The organism is Planctomyces sp. SH-PL14 (assembly GCF_001610835.1).
Lineage (GTDB): Bacteria > Planctomycetota > Planctomycetia > Planctomycetales > Planctomycetaceae > Planctomyces_A.
Genome location: NZ_CP011270.1, coordinates 943071 through 961313 on the forward strand (window position 1 = coordinate 943071; position 18243 = coordinate 961313).

Annotated in this window: 11 protein-coding genes; 2 read left to right on the forward strand and 9 right to left on the reverse strand. The window is 65.4% G+C overall.

Annotated features, from left to right (window positions below; genetic code table 11):
• Positions 1-289 precede the first annotated feature (289 nt).
• From VT03_RS03850 to VT03_RS03865, 4 genes are all read right to left on the reverse strand, one after another.
• A complete protein-coding gene (locus tag VT03_RS03850; RefSeq protein WP_075091775.1) occupies positions 290-1285 on the reverse strand; it encodes a DUF3500 domain-containing protein in 996 nt (331 codons plus the stop codon).
• Between the two features lie 193 nt (positions 1286-1478).
• Positions 1479-2474, reverse strand: a complete 996-nt coding sequence (locus VT03_RS03855; protein WP_075091776.1) for a tetratricopeptide repeat protein — start codon at positions 2472-2474, stop codon at positions 1479-1481.
• Positions 2475-2553: 79 nt separating this feature from the next.
• Positions 2554-3114 carry a signal peptidase II gene (locus VT03_RS03860; protein WP_075091777.1) on the reverse strand — a complete coding sequence of 187 codons (561 nt, stop codon included), beginning with the start codon at positions 3112-3114 and terminating at the stop codon, positions 2554-2556.
• A 74-nt stretch (positions 3115-3188) separates the two neighbouring features.
• Entirely contained in the window at positions 3189-4307 is a 1119-nt protein-coding gene (locus tag VT03_RS03865) for a vWA domain-containing protein (RefSeq protein WP_156514272.1), read from the reverse strand.
• Between the two features lie 566 nt (positions 4308-4873).
• Here VT03_RS03865 and VT03_RS34060 point away from each other — a divergent pair.
• Positions 4874-8605, forward strand: coding sequence for a family 16 glycoside hydrolase (locus tag VT03_RS34060; RefSeq protein WP_082845912.1), 3732 nt, complete (start codon positions 4874-4876; stop codon positions 8603-8605).
• 560 nt (positions 8606-9165) lie between these two features.
• Here the strand turns inward: VT03_RS34060 and VT03_RS03880 are convergent.
• Together VT03_RS03880 and VT03_RS03885 are read right to left on the reverse strand one after the other, a co-directional pair.
• Positions 9166-10752, reverse strand: a complete 1587-nt coding sequence (locus VT03_RS03880; RefSeq protein ID WP_075091779.1) for an anti-sigma factor family protein — start codon at positions 10750-10752, stop codon at positions 9166-9168.
• Positions 10753-10821: 69 nt separating this feature from the next.
• A complete protein-coding gene (locus VT03_RS03885) occupies positions 10822-11436 on the reverse strand; it encodes a sigma-70 family RNA polymerase sigma factor (RefSeq protein ID WP_082846719.1) in 615 nt (204 codons plus the stop codon).
• A 427-nt stretch (positions 11437-11863) separates the two neighbouring features.
• Here VT03_RS03885 and VT03_RS03890 point away from each other — a divergent pair, with 427 nt between their 5' ends.
• Positions 11864-13957 (forward strand): HEAT repeat domain-containing protein, encoded by a 2094-nt coding sequence (locus VT03_RS03890; protein WP_075091781.1) that lies wholly within the window; start codon positions 11864-11866, stop codon positions 13955-13957.
• 250 nt (positions 13958-14207) lie between these two features.
• Here VT03_RS03890 and VT03_RS03895 read toward each other — a convergent pair whose 3' ends face one another.
• The 3 genes from VT03_RS03895 to VT03_RS03905 all read right to left on the reverse strand — a co-directional run bounded on the left by VT03_RS03895 (position 14208) and on the right by VT03_RS03905 (position 18220).
• Positions 14208-15527, reverse strand: a complete 1320-nt coding sequence (locus tag VT03_RS03895; protein ID WP_082845914.1) for a DUF1080 domain-containing protein — start codon at positions 15525-15527, stop codon at positions 14208-14210.
• 169 nt (positions 15528-15696) lie between these two features.
• Positions 15697-17082 carry a transposase gene (locus VT03_RS03900; RefSeq protein WP_075091179.1) on the reverse strand — a complete coding sequence of 462 codons (1386 nt, stop codon included), beginning with the start codon at positions 17080-17082 and terminating at the stop codon, positions 15697-15699.
• Between the two features lie 388 nt (positions 17083-17470).
• Positions 17471-18220 carry a pyridoxine 5'-phosphate synthase gene (locus VT03_RS03905; RefSeq protein ID WP_075091783.1) on the reverse strand — a complete coding sequence of 250 codons (750 nt, stop codon included), beginning with the start codon at positions 18218-18220 and terminating at the stop codon, positions 17471-17473.
• Between the last annotated feature and the right edge of the window lie 23 nt (positions 18221-18243).

The window sequence follows — 18243 nt, forward strand, 5'->3', positions numbered from 1 at the left end:
CCTCGGCTGGAGAGTGTCGCACTTCCAGCGGGGGGAGTGTCAAGCGGAACTGCTTTCGGTGCGGTCGACCCCGCCTTCGGGGGCTTGCTGACCAATGTGTCCAGGCCGTCTCTCTGATCTGTGTGCATCTGTGTTTATCTGCGGCTCCATTTTCTAAGTTGGCCACAGATGAACACAGATAACGGCGGGAGGGACGGCGTCGGTCCTCATGGCCGACTGACAAAAAAAGCAGGCGGCTCCAGTCGAGCCGCCTGCTGCGAAGATCAGCGATTCCATCATGGAGCGAGCGTTACCCGATCGTCCCGATGTTTACGTACGCGTGAACGTGCGGGGCACCGCGGAAGTGCCAGACGAACGCGGGGCCTTCGACGCGCCAGATGTCCCAGACGCGATCGTCGCCGAGATCTCCCTGCTGGTAGAACGCCAGATGGAGCTGGTCGATGCCGCCGGAGGCCTTCAGGATCTCGAAGACTTCGTCGACGTCTTCGCTCCGGTACGGTCCGAGCAGCGTCTTCAGCGTCTTCTCCACGAGGGCCCGCTGATCGGCCGACAGCTCGGAGATGGCGAGGCCCGGGTACGTCTTCCCGGCCCCCTGGATCGGGACGGCCGCTTCGTTCGGAGCTTTCGGGAGGAGCGCCGCCTTGGCCTGCTTGGCGTCGAGGGCTCCGAAGACCTCGTTGACCTGCTTCGTCTGATAGCTGAAGAGGTTCTCCTTGGGGTCTTCCTCGCCGTGGCCGTAGACGATCGGGCCGCCGAAGGCCGCCTTGTCGACGCTGTTGCCGTCGGCCCGGAGGGTCAGGTGGCGGCCGGTCAGCTCGAACTGGAACTTGTCCGAGTCCGGCGAGCCGAACATAGCGATGCTGTAGCCGCCGATCCCGCCGTCGTCGTATTCGGTCTGCTTCACGATCCGCTCGTAGCCGTCCGGAGTCGTGACGTTCTTGACGATCTCCGTCACGAGGGCCCGCTGCTCCTTCGTGAAGAAGTCGTCGCGGACGAGCGGCTTCGTGATGTGCCAGTTCGCGTTGACCTTGCTGCGGAGCTCATGGTCGAAGGGGAAGACGAGGGTCTTCTTCTGCGACTCGTTGAGCGAGGCGAAGAGCCGTCCGGCAGCCGATTCGGCAGCGCTGCTCTTGGACGGAGCGGCATAGAGCGCGGAGCTGGCGGGAGCCCAGATCGCCTGCGCGGCCAGGCCGGTCAGAACGGTTCCCCCGACCGACTGCAGAAACGAGCGGCGGTCGAACGACGACTGGCAATCGTCACAGGGGCGTTGCGGGTTTGCGGACATCACTCTGTACTCCCGGGGTCCGATGGCGAGGCGCGACATGGGAACGGGAGAGCGGGACCAGGATGGCTGGACGCGAGCTCTCCCATCGGCGATCACTTGTGTGATTCTCACGCATCGAAACGCAGAATGCGAGCGCCGTCCCGGTGTTCTTCATCCCGAATGAAGGGGAGCCGCGATGGGCAACCGAGTGCCGTCAGGGAGCCTGTGATCCCCCGTTTCCCTGCGGGACCGATCCCGCCGCCCAGGGAAACTCTCGGCGGAGCATGGCGGCGACCGCCTCGGCCTCGGACTCCGACGCCACTTCGCGGAGGGCTTCGACCGCTTCGGTGAGGGCCCGCACCGAGAGCGTCTCGAGGTCCTTGTACGAGGTTCCCAGCCACAGCCATTCCGTGACGGCGTCCCGCGGAAGGTTCCGCGACAGGTAGCCTCTCCCGAGGAGGTACTGGGGGCCGGCCCGCAGCCAGGCCGGGAGGTACTCGATCTCGGTCCGCCAGCTCTGCAGCTCCTTCTCGGGGATCGCCTGGCCCCCCAGCCGAGTCCGCCAGAGCTGGGCCCGGGCGAGGGCGGCGACGGGGGGCTGGGGCGTTCGGGCCAGTTCCTCCATCGAGCGGCGGGCGATGTCACCGTAGACCGGATCGAGAAGGAGGATGCTGGCGGCGACGAGCTGCATCCCCGGCCGGGGATCGTTCATCCATTGCCGGGCCCGGGACTGAAGCGGCACGCCGACCGGCACGGGAGTCCAGACGAGAGGAGCGGTCGACCAGTGCCGGGACTCGGGGTCGGCGTCGAGAAGCGAGGCGAAGGTCTCCCCGGCCGCGAGCAGGTTTTCCGTCCGCAGGTCGCAGCGGATCAGCGCCGCCAGGATCTCGCGGTCGACCCACTTGCGGTGTTCGTCCTTGAGGGCGGTCACGAGCGCGGCCCGGGCGGCGGGGACATCCCCTTTGTCGAGCAGTGCCAGCCCTGCCCGGTGGGCGGGGTTGTAGTAGGTGTCGATGTGCAGGATCTGGGACGCGGAGACCGTCTCAGGACCGCTCGTGCGGAGGCGGATCGTCAGCCGGTCGCCGACGAAATCGGCGATCTCGCCGACCAGGATCACTTCGCCCGACTTCTCCGGATACTGGACGTGGACCCGGTCGTTCGCCGCCGCCTGGACCGTCAGCGCCGTGATAAGCAGGGCGGCGCGGGCCACAGACGTTCGCCGGCGATCTCGGCCGCGAGGGGAAGAGCCCGGTGCGTCGTTCATCGGCTGGCCTCGGAAAGACCGGATCTCACGAGGCGACTGGAGTGGTCGCGGGGACCGCCGTCGCTTCTTCTTCGCGGGCTTTCGCCTCGCCGCGGATCACGAGCGGGATCAGCATCAGGAACCCGGTCGTGATGGCAATGTCGGCCACGTTGAAGACCCCCGTCTGCAGCGGAAGCTCTTTGCCGAGGATCAGGAAGTCGATGACCCGTCCGCCGAGGCGGATCCGGTCGATCAGGTTCCCGATGCCGCCGACAACCACCAGGGCCAGTCCCGTGAAGAACCACTTGTCCGGATGCTTTCCCGCGATCAGGTAGATGCCGAACCCCAGCAGGACCGCTCCGTTCCCGACCGTCAGGATCCAGAACCGGACCTGGGGAGGAAACCCGGCGAAGAGGCTCAGGAACGCGCCCGGATTCTCGGCGTAGTTGATGCGGAAGTAGCCATTGAGGTAGCGCTGCTCCGGCTGGCCGCGCCAGTTGTCGACGGCGTACTTCTTGGTCGCCTGATCGCATCCGACGAGCGCCACCAGCAGTCCGCACAGGACCAGGAGGCGGAACCGGCGGGACAGGGACTCCGTTGTCGACATGGTGCCTCCGGCGGAAGACCGGGACGGCGAGGTGCGGACATCGGGTTGAATCCCCGGAGCCCGGCGCTCGGTCCTCAGCCCCCCTTCCTCCTGAACTGGGTGACGTCGCGGTAGATGTATTTGCCGTTGTGCTGTCCAGCGAGCTTCACCAGGAAGTTGCCCGCATGATTGACCTTGGAGACCGGCCCTTCACCAAACTCGATGCAGTGGATGTGGGCCCCTTCCTTATTGCGGATCCTGAGCTCCTCCAGATCACGGGCGTTCATCGCCGGATCGGCGCCGTCGGTCAGGAAGAAGATGACGTCGGGATGGAACTTCAGGGCTTCGGCGAGCGCGGGGAAGTGCAGCGTCCCGTCCATCGGCTCGATCGACCGGAGCTGTTCTGCGACCTGCAGCCGCTGGGCATCGGTCCCGTAGAACATCGGAAACCGCTGGTCCCGCGTCACGAGCATCCGGAGCTTGGTGTTGTAGAAGATGACCTGAAACTGCTGCTTTTCTTTCAGGGCCTCCAGGCTCGTCATCAGTTCCGACTTGGCGGCGAGCAGGGCATCGAAGTCCGCCATGCTGCCGGAGCTGTCGATGACGTAGACGAAGCGGTTCCCTTCGTCGCGGGCGCCGATGAAGGTTGTCCCTCCCCGGCCGCTGCCGATGCCGTCTCCGGTGCCGGTCCCCATTCCGGGGCGTCCCGTTCCGCCCGGGCCGCCTCCTCCGCCGCCGGATGTCAGAGCACCGGAGCCGGAACGGAGCAGGTTGTTTCCGAGCGTTGAGGCGATTTCCGGGGGTGCGGCGTTCGTCCCGGGGCCGATGACGGCCGGGCCTTCGGTGAGCACCTCCGGAAGGGGAATTTCGACCGGAGCGGTGGCCGGGACGTACGGCGCCTCGGCCGAGGGGGCCGGGGCGGCGGCGTTTGTCATTGCCGGATCGCCGGCGGGGAGCGCGTCGCCGGTTCCCAGGTTTCCGGAGCCTCCGGCGGGTTCGCCGGTGTAGATCCCGACTTCGCGGAACCCGTCGCCGCCGTTCCCTTCGATGTCGGGACGGACGGGAGTCCGCCCCGCGAGCTGGGAGGCGACGAGGAGGACGGTGCCGTGAAAAAGCAGGGAAAGGAGCCAGCTGGGCACGACCATCCACCGTTCGCGCGGCCGGAGCCAGTCGCGAATCCGGCCGCGTCGTGTGGGGGTGGCTGGAGCGTTCACTCAGGCATCTTATGTCCGGGGTGGAAACCGGGACAATGGCGTCTTTTCCCCAGCGTTCTGTTCGACCATGGGCCCCACCGGGTCCAGGGGCACCCTGGTGGGGGATGCAAGGGGGCAACGCCCTCTTGCCCGCCGGAGGCCGTCTCGTCGAGCGATGTCTGAAGGAGAGCGTGTCCAAGCGCGGACAACGTGTCGTATGCCCCCCTCACCAACCCGCGGGGAGTGCAAAGCGAGCGGTGAGTCCTCAACGCCGGTACCACAAAGGGGATGTCCGTTGCTGACCACGGTTCCCCATCGAAAATGCCTCCGGCGGCAAGGGGGCGTGGCCCCCTTGACCCCAGACTGCCGTGGCACGTTGGGTTCGAGCAAACCGAGTCGTGCCGGCCAGGACGGTGTCCAAGTAACGACCGAACACGCAGTCCGATCGGCCGACAGGTGAGAAACTTTCGATGGGTCGGTAGCATCCCCTTCAATCGTTACCGCGGGGTCGCCAGCCCCGACGGTGCGGCGCCCAGTTCGAGCGGGACCGGGCGTACTTCGCTCCTGAAAAAGAACGAGAGACTGGAATGCGGTTGCTGGTCGCAGTGATGGCGCTGTGGATGGCCCTCCCCAACGTGGGAGCCGGGGCCGATGACGGATTCGTGGACCTCTTCAACGGCAAGGACCTCACCGGCTGGGAAGGAGACCCCACCCTCTGGTCCGTCGAAGACGGAGCGATCACCGGCAAGACCGATGGCAAACTCCCCTACAACAAATTCCTGATCTGGAAAGACGGCACGCTGACGGACTTCGAGGTCCGGCTCGTCTTCCGGCTCGAAGGAGACAACAACTCCGGCGTCCAGTACCGCAGCGCCCGCCTCAAGGACGCCGGAGAATACGTCGTCGGAGGCTATCAGGCGGACATCCACGCCAATCCCCCCTACACCGGCATGCTCTACGACGAGCGGGGCCGCGGGATCCTCGCCGAACGGGGCCAGAAGGTCGTCGTCGGAGCGGACGGCAAGCGGGAGATCACAAAACTCGAAGGGACCGTCGAAGCGGTCGACCTGACGAAGTGGAACGAGCTGACGATCATCGGCCGCGGGAACCACATCGTTCACAAGCTGAACGGACAGGTCGCGGTCGACATCACGGACAACCAGGAGAAGGACCGCGAGCTGGAAGGGGTCCTCGCCCTGCAGGTCCACGCCGGACCGGCCATGAAGGCTCAATTCAAGTCGGTCAAGCTGAAGAATCTCAAGCCAGGCAAGGGGGCGGCGGCGAAGCCGAACGCCGCCAACGTGCGGCGGCTCGCCGGCATGACCCAGCCCAAATGGATCTGGGACGCCAAGCGCGAAGGGGACAACGGCAAGGTCACCGAGCGGGTTTTCTTCCGCAAGGAGTTCAACCAGCAGGGGGGGATCCCCTCGGCCCGGCTGTATGTCGCGGCAGACAACAAGATCACGGTCTGGATCGACGGCGAGAAGGTCCTCGAACATGACGGATGGACGGAGGCCGGTTCCAAGGACGTGACGGAGCTGTTCAACAAGGAACGCCCCGGCGGCAAGCACCTCATCGCCATCGAAGGCCGCAACACCGGGGACGACAATCCCGCCGGCCTCTTCCTGAGCCTGGCGTTCGAATCGGGCTGGCGCGACGCCTGGAACATCGGGACCGACGACACCTGGCAGGCGACAACCAAGGAAACCTCCGGCTGGGAACAGCCGGACTTCAAGCCCGAAGGTTGGGGTAAGGCGGTCGCGATCGCGGACCTCGAAGGGGGACCGTGGAAGCTGACCCCGGAGAAGCTGTACGCCGCGGCCGGACTCAAGATGCCGACTGCCACTCCGATCGACGCACTGAAAGTGGCCAAGGGATTTCAGGCCGAGCTCCTCTACTCGGTCCCGAAGGACAAGCAGGGCTCGTGGGTCAACATCTGCACCGATCCCAAGGGACGGCTGATCGTCAGCGACCAGTACGGCGGTCTGTACCGTGTCGTCGTTCCGCCGCTCGGCACGACTGAAGGGCTGACTATCGAGAAGATCCCGGTCGATCTCGGCGAGGCCCAGGGACTCCTGTGGGCCTTCGACAGCCTGTACGTGATGGTCAACAAGGGGGGTAAATACACGAGCGGCTTCTACCGCGTCCGGGACACGAACGGCGATGACCAGCTCGACACCGTGGAGTTCCTCCGCGAGCTGACCGGCGGCGGCGAGCACGGCCCGCACGCCATCCTCCTCGCTCCGGACGGACAGTCGCTCTACGTCATCTGCGGCAACCAGGTGAAGTTCACCGAGGTCGTCGGATCCCGCGTCCCGCGGATCTGGGACGAAGACCAGCTCCTCCCGCGGATCTACGGCCGCGGTTTCATGAAGGGGGTCGCGCCCCCGGCCGGGAACATCTACAAGGTGACGCCGGACGGCAAGGACTGGGAGCTGATTACCTCGGGCTTCCGCAACCAGTACGACGCGGCGTTCAACCGCGCCGGTGAGCTGTTCACGTTCGACGCCGACATGGAATGGGACATGAACTGTCCCTGGTACCGTCCGACCCGCGTCTGCCACGTCCTGAGCGGCGTCGACTACGGCTGGCGGAACGGCAGCGCCAAGTGGCCGGTCTACTACGCCGACACCGTGCCGCCGGTCATCAACATCGGCCCGGGCTCGCCGACCGGCGTGACCTTCGGCTACGGCGCCAAGTTCCCGGCCAAGTACCAGAACGCGTTCTTCATCTCCGACTGGAGCTACGGCAAGCTCTACGCCGTTCACCTCGAGCCGAAGGGGGCGACCTACGTCGCCACGAGCGAGGAGTTCATCACCGGAACCCCGCTGCCGCTCACCGACGTCATCGTCCGGCCGCAGGACGGGGCGATGTACTTTGCGATCGGCGGACGGAAGGTCCAGTCGGGCCTCTACCGCGTGACCTATACCGGCCCGGAATCGACCGAGCCGGTGACCGACGTCACGCCGCCCGCTCCGGAAGTCGCCATTCGGAAGTCGCTGGAGGCGTTCCACGGCAAGGTCGATCCGGCGGCCATCGACGCCGCCTGGAAGTCGCTTAGCCATCCCGACCGCGTGATTCGCGCGGCGGCCCGAACGGCGATTGAAAGCCAGCCGGTTGCGGCCTGGCAGGAGAAGGCGCTCGCGGAGACGAATCCGCAGGCGTCGCTGACGGCGCTCGTGGGACTGGTCCGGATGTTCCCCCGCGTCTTCAAGCCGGAGGGACCGGAACTCGATACGCCGCCGCCGGCCTATCCCGTCGAGAACCTGACCCTCAATCCGCTGCTGCCGAAGGTCCTCGAAGCGCTCGGCCGGCTCGACTGGAGCAAGCTCTCCTATGAGCAGAAGATGGAGCTCTGCCGGGCCTACACGCTCGCTCTTTATCGCCTGGGGCCGGTCGACGAAGCGACCCGGACCGGCGTCACGGCCAAGCTCGATTCGCTCTATCCCGCCCAGGGACGTGAGCTGAACGTCATGCTGACCGAGATGCTGGTGTACCTGCAGTCGCCGACCGTCGCCGAGAAGGGGACGAAGCTCCTCGCCGTCGCTCCGACGCAGGAGGAGCAGATTGACCTCGCCCGCTCGCTGCGGTTCCTGACGGCGGGCTGGACGATGGAGTTGCGGAAGTCCTACATGGAGTGGTTCGTGAAGGGGCTCGCCTACAAGGGGGGAGCCAACTTTGCCCAGTTCATGCAGGAGCTGAAGGGGGACGCCGTCGCGCGGATTCCCGAGGATCAGAAGAAGGAACTCGCGGCGATCATCGAAGCGGTGCCGCCGGCTCAGACGACTCCGATCTCCGTCACTCCCCGGCCGTTCGTGAAGGAATGGAAGATGGAGGAAGTGGCTCCGCTTGTCGAAGGGAAGCTCACGGGGCGGGACTTTGACAAGGGCCGGGCCCTGTTTGCGGCGGCCAACTGCTTCGGCTGCCACCGCTTCTCCGACGAAGGGGGCTCGGTCGGTCCGGACCTGACGGGCTTGGCGGGGCGGTTCAGCCGCCGCGACATCCTGGAGTCGGTCATGGAGCCGAGCAAGGTGATCAGCGACCAGTACGCGGCGGTTCAGATCGTGACCCTGGACGGCAAGGTGGTCGTTGGCCGGATCATGAACCTGGCGGGGGACGTGTTGCAGATCAACACGAACATGCTGGATCCGAGTGCGATCACGCCGGTGGACCGGAAGACGATCGACGAGATGGAGATCTCGAAGACGTCGATGATGCCGACGGGTCTGCTCAACTCCTGTAATGAGGAGGAGCTTCTCGATTTGATGGCGTACCTGCTGTCGCGTGGGGACCGTGCGGCGCCGTTCTTCCGGAAGTGATGGTGTTTGAAGAGTTAAACACCAAGGCACGAAGGAGGCACCAAGAGCACGAAGGGCTTTTGGTGACTTCGAACCACGTCCTTGCCAATACCGCGTTGTTGGCTCAAACCCAACGTGCGACGGCAGCCTGGGGTCAAGGGGGCCACGCCCCCTTGCCGCCGGAGGCATTTTCGATGAGGAACCGTGGTACACAACGGATGTCCCCTTTGTGGTACCAACGTTGAGGACTCCTTCACAACACACCGCTGGCTCTGCAATCGCCGCCTGTTGGTGAGGGAGCATACGGCACGGTGTCCGCGCTTGGACACGTGCTCCTTTCGGTGGTGTCGGACGGGCCAGGCCTCCGGCGGGCAAGAGGGCCAGAAAAACAACACAGGCCCCCTTGCATCCCCCACCAGGGTGCCCCTGGACCCGGTTCGGCCAGAAATGTCAGCCGCACGTCGACCGCCCGTAGGCCCGGCACGGTGTTCAAGCATTCTCCAACCGGCCCTCCAGGGACCAGATCTTCGTGTTCCTGGTACCCCCTTGGTGCCTTGGTGTTTAACCAAGAGCACTAAACCTCAGTTCTTCTCCGCAGCCGGAGCGGGGCCTTCCTGGAGCAGAATCAGAACACGGCTCGGAGCCGGAACCGCTTCCAGCTTGTCCTTCGCATCGAACGACCGCCGCTGGTTCACGTACTCGCCATACCGCTGATTCATTTTCGTCGGTGCCGTCTGCTGCTGCTTGGGAACCTCGCGCCACAACTGCTCGGCCTCTTTCTGCGAGAGCTCCAGCGGGATCTGGTACGACATCTGGCGCTCGTTGCGGTCGCCCACCGCGCCACGCATCCGAGCCGGCCCGGCAGGCGAATTGGCGACCGAATCCACCAGGGGCGCAGGAGCATCGGACGCCGGAGCGGCCGGCGCCACAGGAGCCGGGGCAGGAACCGGCGATGCGGGAGCCGGAGCAGGCGCGACCGACGGGACCGGCGTGCCAGCCGGGCGCTCGGGAGAAAAGCCGGGCATTGGCGCCGGCTGCCCCGCGGCCGCCGGCATCGCCTTGGACGGAGACGGAACTTCGTAGTCCGACTGTCCCCGCCCCGACAACTTGTTCGCTCCGTCCCCCTTCTTGACCATCCCCTTCGGGTCGATCGCTTCGACCGAGGTCGGGAGCGTCTTGAATTCGTCGAGCGCCGCCATGAGCTGATCGCCGGAAGCCTCGACATAGATCGCGACCGTCTGCGGCTCCACTTCGTCTTTTGACAGGTCCCGCGACTTCGTTTCCGCCGCCTCGACCGGAGGCAGCGTCCGAATCCCGTGCCGGGTCAGCAGGACTTCCATCTCCCCCCGCGCCCGCCGCACGTCGACCACCGTGTACTGGACCAGGACCGCTTCCCCCTCCACCGAGGTGAGATGCGAGATCAGTTCCCCGGAGTCGACCTCTTTCCCCGGAGCGAACGACGGCAACGTCTCCAGGGCGCCCCCCGACATCGCTCGAACCGCCGGCGCCGCCGGGTCCGCCGCGACCGAGGTAGCCATCCGGACCACACCCGCTCCCACGGGAGTCCCGCTCGAACGGGCCTTCTCCCCTGCCGTGCCGTTCCGGTTCAGCAAGGCCGCGTCTTTCTGCTCCTTGGCCCGGACACTCTCCGCGGCCGACGACATCCGGCTGCCGGCTGGGAACTCGGCAGACGTGTCCCTCAGAAGGGTATCCGGGACGATCGCACCGCCGGGAGCCGCCTCAAACGTGGAATTGACCGCCACCGTCTGCACTCGGGGCACCGTCAGCAGGCCGACGACCAGGATTGTGGCCGCCAGAGCCCCCGCGGCGATCGCCCATCGCGAGAGGGAAAAGACACGCTTCCTCGCTCCAGTTGCCGTCCCGGCTGAAACCTGCGCCAGGATCTTGTCCCGCAGCACGCTTCCGCCCGCCCGCCGCAGTTCCTCCTCGGAAATCGCTCCCGCTCCGCGGATCAGCCCGCTCAACTCCGAAAACTCCGCCAGCCGCTCCCGGATGCCGCCATCTTCCGCCAGGGCCCGATCGACCTGCGCCCGCTCTTCCGCCGTGAGCGCGCCGTCGTAATAGGCCGACAGCAGCTCCGACCCGTTCGGCAGGGAACGGGGGCCGTCGGCAGGGAGGTTCTGGTCGTTCGAATGAGGGCCGTTCATGGTCGTAACCGTCGAAGTCTTTCCGTCATCGCGTTCAGGATCGATTCTCCCGGCGAGGCGTCCGTCTGGTCATCCGCAGGCCGTCCCCGTCCGAAGCGGAGCGGGCTCAGGCTGTTCATCGTTCATCATCCGCAGCAGTTTGGCTTTCAGTTCCATCCGCCCGCGGTGGATCCGGCTGCGGATCGTTCCCAGCGGGCAGCCAAGGATGTCGGCGATCTCCTCGTAGCTCAGTCCCTCCAGTTCGCGGAGGACGAGAGGATCGCGGAACTCCTCGTTGAGTTCGGCGAGAGCGGTCCGCACGGTTTGCCGCCGCTCCTCGCTCATCATCGACTCGGCGGGGCCTTCGGGAGCACGCCCGTCGACCGGCTCGAAGCCGGAATCGTCCTGCCGCTGATCGAGCGAGTGCTTCGGGAAGTGGCGCCGTTTTCGTCGGGCCGTCATGGAGGCGTTGTAGGCGATGCGGAACAGCCAGGAGTAAAAGGCCGAGTCGCCGCGGAAGGAGTCGAGCTTCTGGTAGGCGAGGACGAACGCATCCTGAGCCGCGTCCAGTGCGTCGTGCACGGAACCAACGAGCGGGACAAGGGTTCGGAGCAGCCGGTTCTGGTAGCGGTCCACCAGGATGCCGAAAGCCGCCGTTTCCCCAGCCCGGCACCGGTTGATCAGGTTCTGGTCGTCGGTAGTCACGGGGGGCTCTTCTGCCACGATAGACGCAGTGTGCCATCCGGACAGTTCCGCGAAAACCCGGAAATTGCGGCGGATTCCGGTCTTCCGTCCGCTGTCGCGGCCAGGGTCCCGTCAGCATGACGGCGTCCACCCGCCCCTTCCGATCGTTAGCGCCCAGGGGAAAACCTGGGGTCGCGAGCCTCCCGCCGGGCATCCTTCAGTCAATCTGCGCGGTCTGAGAACTTTCTGTCCCCGCCCCCGGCAATCGCATGCGTTCCCGGACTCTTCGATTCAACAGTGCCGCACGGAGCGACCGATAGACGACACAGGATTCGTCGATCCCGTGCGGTCGGAGGCGATCACCGGCGCAGAGCGTCGGAAGCCGACCGCAACCCGGGAGGCGACGAAGGGGGAAGCCGGAGCGCAGGCTCCGGGTTGGGGGGTATCCATGCGGTTTCCGTCTCGCTACGCGCTGCTCGTTCTCGCTCCGCTCGCGCTGAGCACCGGCTGCTCGTCCCGCTCGATGTTCACCAACTCCTCCGGAGGGAGCGCCTTCTCGCTCAAGCGGAAGACCGCCGGCGAGGAGATGATCGCCCAGGAGCATTCGTCCGCCAAGAAGGACGACAAGGCGAAGGACGAACCGGCGGAGCCGAAATCCAAGTCGAAGGCCTCCGCTCCGGAAGTGGCGAAGTCGAAATCCACGGCTGCGCCCGAGGTCGCCAAGTCGAAGACCGCTGACAAGTCCTCCAGCGCCAAAAAGTCCGACTCCGCCAACGATCGCCTCGCCAAGGCCCAGGAGCTGGAGAAGAAGGGGGATCTCGACGGGGCCGCCAAGATCTACCGCGACATCCTGGCCGACGACGCGGAACCAGCGCCGAAGTCGCTGGCCCGCACCGCCTCGGTGAGCTCGGACGAGAAGCCGAAGATCGTCGCCAAGAAGCCGACCGACAAGAAGTCCGACTCCAGGGACCCGTGGCTCGACGGACAGGAACCGCTCCCGAGCACGAGCCCCAAGGCGGAAAAGAGCGTTGCCGCCGACGCCGCCGGCGACCGGCCCAACTGGGCTCGGGACAAAGCCAAGACCGGCGATGCGGAGGCCGACCGGCAGAAGGTTGCCGCCGCGTTCAAGAAAACCGACCAGACCGATCTCGATGACCTCGACGACCTGCTCGATTTCGGAGGCCCGTCCGAGACGAAGGCGGGGGGCAATCCCTTCGCCGCCCGGGAACAGGGGGCCTCGCAGGGCGGAACGAAATCCCCCACCGGGAACCGCGTCGTACAGCGCGACCAGCCGGTCGACCTGCTGAAGAAGTCACAAGACGCAAAGCCCTCCGCGGAGAAAGCGGTCGTCGAGAAGCCCAAGGAAGAGAAGTTCGCCGCGAAGAAGCCTGCCGCCCCGGAGACGGTCGCGGATGCGGATGCGGAACCGGCTCGGGACTCCGGCGCGCCCGCCTGGGCCCGCCGTTCCGCCACTCCGGCGCCGGTCGAAGCCCCTGAGGTCAGCAGCAAGAAGTCGCTCGCGGAACTCTTCGCGGAGACGCCGAAGGACAACGTCGCCAAGGCCTCCGCTGAGGACAGCGAGCCGGCCCCGCTCGAGACGAAGGCGGCCGACACCGCCGTCGCGAAATCAGACGACGGTCCAGTCTGGAAGTCGACCCGCGATGTCACGCGGTCCGACGCCGAGGAGAAGGAGCGGTCCTTCGCCGCCCCGCTCGTCCGCGCGGAGCCCGTCCGGACCGCGGAGGTCCCCGTGGCCACCGCGACGACTCCCGCCTTCGGCGAGGATCGCAAGGTCCCGTCCCGCGCCGGCTGGAACTCCACGTCCATGGAGCGGCTCTGCAAGGACTGCGACCCGATGGTCCGGGCCGAGGCGAGCAAGCTCGACAGCCCGAACGCCGACGTCCGCAAAGAGGGAATCCTCGAACTGGCCCGGATGGGGAGCGTCGCGCAGCCTGCCTGCGTCGCCCTGCGAGCGATGCTGGACGACACCGACCCGCTCGTGCAGGCCTATGCTGCCTGGGCCCTGTGGGAACTCGATCACGAGACGCTCGACAGCGTCCAGGTCCTGGGAGGCCTCCTGGCCAATTCCCGTCCTGAAGTCGTGGAGCTCGCCTGCTATTCGCTGGGGAACATCGGGGCCGAAGCCAAGGGGGCGATCCCGGCGCTCAAGGATCTTCGCGACCAGAGCCACGGCCTCGAGCGGCTCCGCGCCGCGGAAGCTCTGATCCGCATCCAGGAAGGCGATGCCCGCTCCGTCGACGTCCTGACGGTCGCGGTGAAGTCGACCGACCGTCAGGTGCGGTGGATCGCGGCGAACGGCCTCGGGCAGGTCCGCGGAAAGGACATCGACCGGGCGATCGAAACGCTCCTCCTGACCCTCGACGATTCGGACGACGAGGTCAAAGCCGCCGCCGCCCTGGCGCTCGGCGGTATGGGCGCTCCGGCCCGCAAGGCCCTTCCGAAGCTGCAGGGGATGACCACCTCGCAGACGCCGTTCGTCGGTGACGCTGCCGACGCCGCGATCAAGTGCCTCAGCCGGTAATCAGCTTCATCCAGGGTTGATGACGGTCCGTCATCAACCTTCGGCATACAGGCGAATTCGTGGCGGGCCGTTGAAGCGAAAGAGATTCCAGGGCCTTCGATCAGCGCGGAGTGAACGGGCCACTCCGCGCGGGATCATTCCCCGCCAGTGAAACGTCTTTGTTCGTACTCATCACGGCGAACGCCCGGCAGAAACCGCAAGGTTCCATGCCGGGCGTTCGCTCGTTTTCACCGGGGCTGTCGGGCGGCTCTCAGAGCCCTCCCTCCAGCGGCTTGATCTGGACGTTCCGGAACTGGACCGGATCGGAGTGGCCGGCGAATCCGAAGTGCCCCTTCTTGAGGTCCTTGCCGGGGTGCGCGGTGTTGGCCATGAACTCCTTCACTTCGGCCACGTCGCCATCCAGGATCACGTTGCCGTTCAGCTCGACCTTGATCTTCGAGCCCTGGACCGTGACTTCCTGGAAGTTCCATTCGCCGACGGGGCGTCCGTAACCGCGGGCAGCGGGAATCATGCCGTAGGCCGATCCGTGGGCCTGCCGCGGGTCGAGGCCGGCGTACTTGGGATCTTCGGTGTCGAGAACCTGCAGCTCGGTCATGCCGGCGTAGGCGGGGTTGCCGCTCCCGGGATAACGGATGGCGAGGCCGTTGTTGCCTCCCGGCGGGAGCTTGAACTCAACGCGAGCCACAAAGTCGCCGTACTCGCCCTTGGTGTAGAGGTTGCCCCCCTTCCCCGGTTTGCAGCGGATCGTCCCGTCGACGACTTCGTAGTTCTCGGTCTCTCCCGCCCAGCCTTCGAAGTCCTTGCCGTTGAACAGCGTCGTGAAGCCGTCGTTCCCCTTTTCAGCGAGGAGTTTGTTGGCCTCGTCCGATCCGATTTCGCGGACGGCGAGGTTTCGCCAGCGGACTTCGTTACCGTGGGTCTGGAGCTGGATCGGGCCGGCCGCGAAGAGCGGAGCCTTGCGGTCGAAGTAGTTCTCAAGGATGGCGTTGTCGACGACGAGCTTGTCGTTCAGCCACACCGATGTCCGGGCTCCGAGCTGGCGGACCTTGAAGGTGTTCCATTCGGCGATCGGCTTGTCAGCCAGGACCAGGGGATCCTTGCCGGGGCGGCCGGCGGTGTTGTTCCAGAGGCCGCCGGAGCCCTTGTCGGCTCCCATCTTGTGGTAGGACTCTTCGGTGTAGTCCCAGATCTGAACCTGGGGGGTCGCCTTGAGGTAGACCCCGCTGTCACCCTTCTTGATGATCTTGAAGTCGACGAGGAGTTCGTAGTCGCGGAGCTCGTCATCGGTGGTGACGTAGACCCCCTTGCCGTCATTGACGAGTTCGCCGTTCTCGATCTTCCAGTGTTCCTGGAGATCCTTGTTCCACCCTTCGATCTTTTCCTTCTGCTCGGCGGGCGTGAGCTTCTTGAGCTCCATCAGGTTGAAGTGGGGCATGCCGTGCAGGCCCGTGAAATCTTTCCCGTTGAAGAGGGCCCGGAAGCCTTCCGGGGGAAAGTCGGCATGGCCGAAGATCGCGAGTGCCGGAACCGCAACCAGCGTGGAAAGACACCGAATCCAGAATCGCCTCACTGAACACACTCCAAGGAATCATTACGGGTTGTGTGCGACTGAGGCGAATATAAGCCGTCGCCGATTCGATTGCATCCGTGTGGAGCAAGGCGTTCTTGCCAGCACGACTCTGCTACGTCAAACCCGACGTGCCAAGGCAGCCTGGGGTCAAGGGGGCCACTCAACGCCGTTAACCCCGGTTGAGGAGCTTGAGTCTCCTGGCCTGGTCGATCTGCTGGGACGTGGCGTTGGTGATCTTTGGCGATCCCGCCGGCCGCTCCTTCTTCCTCCGTGTGTAGTCCCGGCTGGCCTTGTTCTTCCGCTCATACGGGTCGGTGACGGATTCACGCAGCATCGCGCACAGCGTCTGACCTCGAACAACGGGATGCCGGTAGTCCCGTATCAGTCGACGGAACGACCGCAAGACTCCCGCCATGCTGATTCGAGACAGCGGAACCTGGGCCTTCGCCAGTTCCACTGCAACCGACAGTCCCATGCCCCACAGGCCGACCAGCGACCATTCGAGCTCGACCGCGGCATTCAGGGAGGACAGGCTGCGGAGTTTTCGTCGACCGAACGTCTGCTTCAGGGTTCGATAGAACAGTTCCACTCCCCAGCGTTTGCGGTACAGGTCCAGGACCGCCCGGTCGCTCAAGATCTTCGGGTCCCGGACGCTCGTGAGCAGAGAGATCGGAGATCTCGGTCCCTGGGCCACGATCAGCCGGAACACCAGAGGCGGATCGAGCCGTTTGGCGGCCTCGTCAGGCCAGACGTAGACGGTTCCTTGCGATTCCCGCACGAACCCCAGCTTCCGCAGAAGCTTGACGTTCGCTCCCACCCGAACCAGCAGATGCCGGCCGCTTCCCAGGACTTTCCGGGCGAAGTCATAGCCCACGAAGCCGGCGTCCGCCGTCATCAAGCTTCCCTCGGGCAGGTCCTGGAGCATCTGAAGGGCGTGTTCCCGCTCACTGCTGTCGGCGGGGCCGATCCGCCAGTCCCACGGAAGCCCCGTCCCGACATGGAACAAGGTCGTCAGCCACATCTGGGGAACGCGGGCCGCCTTGGCCCCGGCGGCTGTTCTCGTCCGTTGGCGGCGGTGGCGCCTCTTCCGGATCGATCTCTTGAACGACGGGGCATAGGCCGTCTCGTGGGACTGGGTGCGAGGGAGCTCCACTCGGCTGCCATCGACCCCGTAGACCACCAGACCGCAGGATTCCCACTGCCGGGGGAGCGTCTGGCGAATCCGCTTTCGGAGAGCCGTCGTGAGAAGATAGACCAGGGGAACGGTCCAGCGTCGGAGGAGCTTCATGAAGGCCTGGGACGACCCGGCCAGAGGGCCGTGATGGGGGAACAGATGCGCCATCAGCCTGTGGGTCGTGACAAACCGTTCCTGCAGTGTCTGCTCATCGGACCAGGCCCACAGAAGGGCGGCTCGAACCAACAGTGGTGGCGTCCACGTGCAGTCGTGCCGGAAGAGGATGGTCTTCCAGTCCGTCCCAGCCAGAAGCCATTGCAGAGCTTTCTCGAGATGCCGAGAATTGAGCGCAACATCCGGAGACAGGTCTTGATGCGGCATCCCCGAATCCTTTCGGGAGGGCGAAGTGGGTGGGTTTCAGTGTGAGAACCGAAGCGTCTCCACAACGCCATGTCGCATCAAGACTTTCTTTTTGAACACGAACCAGGGTTAACGGCGTTGGGGGCCACTCCCTCTTGCCGCCAGAGGCACTCCTATGAGGAACCGTGGCAAGAAACGGGCGTCCGATTTGTGGGACCGGCGTTGAGAACTCGCCGCTCGCGTTGGAATCCCCGCGGGTTGGTGAGGGGGCATCCGGCACGTTGTCCGCGTCTGGATACGTGCTCCTTCAGACATCTCTCGACGAGAGGGCCTCCGGCGGGCAAAGGGGCGTTGCCCCTCTGCACTCCCCACCAGGGTGCCCCTGGACCCGGTGAGGATTGGGGAGCCGCTACGAGCTTGTGCAGATTCGCAGATAGCGGCGGACTGTCTCTGGCAGGCCCACTTCGAGAGCCTCCGCGATCAGCGCATGACCGATCGAGACCTCCAGAACATTCGGAACCCCGGTGAGAAACGCACCCAGATTGTCCTGACTCAGATCATGCCCCGCATTAACCCCCAACCCCTCCTCCGCCGCAATCAGAGCCGCCTGCCGATACTGCGCGACCGTCGGCCCCTGCAGCGGCGTCCCGAAACTCTCCGCATACGGAGCGGTGTAAAGCTCAATCCGGTCCGCCCCCAACTCCCGGACGAGCGGAATGCACGCCGAGTCCGCATCCATGAACAGACTGACCCGGCAGCCAAAACTCTTCAGCTCCGCAATCACCGGCCGCAGCCGCTCGGCATCGCGTGCCAAATCCCAGCCGTGATCGCTCGTCGACGCCTCGACCGTATCCGGCACCAGCGTGCACTGCTTCGGCCGAACCCGTTCCGCATGACGCATGTACTCGTCAAAGAACGGATTCCCCTCGATGTTGTACTCAGCCCGAGGATAGTCCTTCAGCAGCCGGGCCACATCATCGACATCGTGCGAACGGATGTGCCGCTGATCCGGACGCGGATGGACCGTAATCCCCTCCGCCCCGGCCTCCAGACAGAGCCGGGCCGCCTTGACAACGCTCGGAAGATCCAGCGGACGCGTGTTCCGCAGCGTGGCGACCTTGTTGATGTTGACGCTGAGCTTGGTCATCGCAGGAGCCATGTTGTTGACGCGGCGCAGAAGGA

Coding starts and splice junctions, on each gene's coding strand:
- VT03_RS03850 (WP_075091775.1), bottom strand. CDS start 1,285: ATGTCCGCAAACCCGCAACGCCCCTGTGACGATTGCCAGTCGTCGTTC.
- VT03_RS03860 (WP_075091777.1), bottom strand. CDS start 3,114: ATGTCGACAACGGAGTCCCTGTCCCGCCGGTTCCGCCTCCTGGTCCTG.
- VT03_RS34060 (WP_082845912.1), top strand. CDS start 4,874: ATGCGGTTGCTGGTCGCAGTGATGGCGCTGTGGATGGCCCTCCCCAAC.
- VT03_RS03880 (WP_075091779.1), bottom strand. CDS start 10,752: ATGAACGGCCCTCATTCGAACGACCAGAACCTCCCTGCCGACGGCCCC.
- VT03_RS03890 (WP_075091781.1), top strand. CDS start 11,864: ATGCGGTTTCCGTCTCGCTACGCGCTGCTCGTTCTCGCTCCGCTCGCG.
- VT03_RS03900 (WP_075091179.1), bottom strand. CDS start 17,082: ATGCCGCATCAAGACCTGTCTCCGGATGTTGCGCTCAATTCTCGGCAT.
- VT03_RS03905 (WP_075091783.1), bottom strand. CDS start 18,220: ATGGCTCCTGCGATGACCAAGCTCAGCGTCAACATCAACAAGGTCGCC.